The organism is Phytoactinopolyspora endophytica, assembly GCF_004138495.1.
GTDB classification, from domain to species: domain Bacteria; phylum Actinomycetota; class Actinomycetes; order Jiangellales; family Jiangellaceae; genus Phytoactinopolyspora; species Phytoactinopolyspora endophytica.
This window is the reverse complement of sequence record NZ_ML142861.1, coordinates 64,696-67,729: the sequence shown is the minus strand read 5'-3', so window position 1 is coordinate 67,729 and position 3,034 is coordinate 64,696. Positions and strand designations below refer to the sequence as shown.

The following is a 3,034-nucleotide window of genomic DNA, read 5'->3' as shown; positions in this document are numbered from 1 at the left end:
ATCGGTGGGCTGCCTCCCGGCAGGTTCGGCCGGACCTCGCCAATGCTCTCTACGGGAGTGGACCTCCGTCTGAACCGCTACCGACCATGAATTGACCCTGCCTTGAATAGTGCGGGTCGGGACGGAACGTGAGAATGATCGGAAACCCGACCGTCGCCACCCTGCATCCTGCAAACGCGAGCGCCGGAGCGCACCCTCTGCAGGACGCAACGAGTGCTACAGTTGGCGGCGTCGTGACTGGCGCTGGGTGGATGACCACCGGGGAGCGACACACCAGCAGCAGACTTCAGGTCGGACGCCTGGGCCTGGGTCGAAGGATCGTCCGCGGCTGACCTCGCGTGGGCCGCTGCTCGCTGAGGAGAGAGATGAGCGCCACCTCCGACCCATTAAGCCCCGACACACAGATTCCCGTGACCCGCGCGCTGATCAGCGTCTACGACAAGACCGGGCTTGAGGAGCTCGCCCGCGGCTTGTCCGACGCGGGAGTCGCGATCGTCTCAACCGGTTCCACTGCCACCCGGATCGCCGACGCCGGCGTGCCGGTCACCCGCGTCGAGGAGCTGACCGGGTTCCCCGAGTGCCTCGACGGGCGGGTCAAGACGTTGCACCCCCGGGTGCACGCGGGCCTGCTGGCGGACCTGCGCCTGGACACCCACCGCGACCAGCTCGACGAGCTGAACATCGAACCGTTCAACCTGGTCGTGAGCAACCTGTACCCGTTCGCGGACACGGTCGCCTCGGGCGCCGCGCCGGACGAGGTGATCGAGCAGATCGACATCGGCGGACCGTCGATGGTGCGCGCGGCTGCGAAGAACCATGCGAACGTTGCCGTCGTGGTCGATCCGTCCCGCTACGGCGAGGTACTCGCGGCGGTCCGGGCCGGCGGGTTCACGGTGGCCGAACGGCAGCGGCTCGCCGCCGACGCGTTCGTACACACCGCTACCTACGATGTCGCCGTCGCGTCCTGGATGGGCAACGTGCTGACCGACAGCTCGGGCGGCAGCGGTTTTCCGGCCTGGGCCGGCGCCACCTGGGAGCGTGCGGCCGTGCTCCGCTACGGGGAGAACCCGCACCAGAGCGCTGCGCTGTACCGGTCCGGGCACGGCGCGGGTGGCCTCGCCGGTGCCGAGCAGCTGCACGGCAAGGAGATGTCGTACAACAACTATGTCGACGCCGATGCGGCCTGGAGGTCGGCATTCGACTTCTCCGGACCCGCCGTCGCGGTGATCAAGCACGCCAACCCGTGCGGGATCGCGGAGGGTGCCGACGTCGCGGAGGCGCACCGCAAGGCGCACGCCACCGACCCGGTGTCCGCGTTCGGCGGCGTGATCGCGGTGAACCGTCCCCTCAGCAGAGCGGCGGCGGAGCAGATCGCCGAGGTGTTCACCGAGGTCGTCGTCGCGCCGGCGTTCGACGACGACGCGCTGGAGGTCCTGACCCAGAAGAAGAACGTCCGGCTGCTGCGGGTAGCCGGCGACGAGCGTGCGCCGGTGGAGACCCGGGCGATCTCCGGTGGGCTGCTGATGCAGCAGGCCGATCGAGTGGACGCACCCGGCGACGACCCGTCGTCGTGGACGCTGGCCACCGGCGACCCGGCGGACGACGCGACCCTCGCCGACCTGGCGTTCGCCTGGCGCGCGGTGCGGTCGGTGAAATCGAACGCGATCCTGCTGGCATCGGACCGTGCTGCTGTCGGCGTCGGGATGGGGCAGGTCAACCGGGTCGACTCGGCACGGCTGGCGGTGTCGCGGGCCGGTGAGCGGGCAGCCGGCTCGGTGGCGTCGTCGGACGCGTTCTTCCCGTTCCCGGACGGCCTGCAAGTGCTGATCGATGCCGGCGTGCGCGCCGTCGTCCAGCCCGGCGGGTCGGTCCGCGACGAGGACGTGGTCGCGGCCGCTCGCGATGCCGGCGTCACCATGTACCTGACCGGCTCCCGGCACTTCTTCCACTAGGCTCTGGCTCCCGCTCCGCCAGGTGCATTCTGGGCACGGTGCGCGAATGGCTTGAGAAGACGGGACAAATGGCGCGTGAGCGGTGGGCGTTCCACGCGCCATAGTCCTGACAACGGCTCGCGTAGGAACGACTTCCACGACGGCCTCCATGACATCGGTTCCCTGGAGACGGCTACCGGGTACCCACATCAGACGATTCCCACGACGACGTTGGAGAGAAGATGACGGCGAAGATTCTCGACGGCAAGGCGACAGCAGCGGCGATCAAAGCGGAGCTGACCGAACGGGTCGCCAAGCTCACCGCGGCCGGCCGGACACCCGGGCTCGGCACGGTTCTGGTCGGCGACGACCCGGGCTCGCAGTGGTACGTCAACGGCAAACACCGCGACTGCGCCGAAGTCGGGATCAACTCGATCCGGCGCGACCTACCGGACAGCATCACTCAGGACGAGCTCGAAGCCGTGGTCGACGAGCTCAACGCCGACCCTGCGTGCACTGGCTACCTGGTGCAGCTGCCGCTGCCCAAGCATCTCGACACCGAGGCGATCCTGGAGCGCGTCGACGCCAACAAGGACATCGACGGTCTGCACCCGACCAACCTGGGGCGGCTGGCACTGAGCGTGAACAAGGAGATCACCTCGTCTCTGCCGTGCACCCCCCGCGGGATCATCGAGCTGATGACGCGTCACGGTATCGAACTGGCCGGACGGGACGTCGTCATCGTGGGGCGCGGCGTGACTGTCGGGCGGTCGCTGCCGCTGCTGCTGACCCGCCGGGCCGTGAACGCGACCGCGACGCTGACCCACACCGGCACCGCCGATCTGAACGCCCACCTGCGCAGGGCGGACGTGATCGTCGCGGCCGCGGGCGTCCCCGGGATCGTCACCGCGGACGCTGTGAAACCGGGGGCCGTCGTTCTCGACGTCGGGGTCAGCCGGGTGCCGGACCCGGAGAGCCAGAAGTCGCGGATCGTCGGCGACGTCGACCCTGACGTCTACGAGGTAGCCGGGTGGGTGTCCCCGAACCCCGGCGGCGTCGGCCCGATGACCCGCGCCATGCTCCTCTCCAACGTCGTCGAGGCC

2 protein-coding genes and 1 riboswitch are annotated in these 3,034 nt (G+C 69.4%); both genes read left to right on the top strand.

Features of this window, described 5'->3' with window-relative positions; all coding sequences use genetic code 11:
* Positions 1-223 precede the first annotated feature (223 nt).
* Positions 224-312: riboswitch (ZMP/ZTP riboswitch) on the top strand.
* Between the two features lie 53 nt (positions 313-365).
* Entirely contained in the window at positions 366-1,952 is a 1,587-nt protein-coding gene (gene purH / locus ELR45_RS22585) for a bifunctional phosphoribosylaminoimidazolecarboxamide formyltransferase/IMP cyclohydrolase (protein ID WP_129668364.1), read from the top strand.
* A 221-nt stretch (positions 1,953-2,173) separates the two neighbouring features.
* Positions 2,174-3,034, top strand: an 861-nt coding sequence (locus tag ELR45_RS22580; protein ID WP_129668466.1) for a bifunctional methylenetetrahydrofolate dehydrogenase/methenyltetrahydrofolate cyclohydrolase, incomplete at its 3' end; no start/stop codon positions are given.

Bases quoted from the DNA above. Each gene is read 5' to 3' on its own strand.
- purH (WP_129668364.1), top strand. From the start codon at position 366: ATGAGCGCCACCTCCGACCCATTAAGCCCCGACACACAGATTCCCGTG.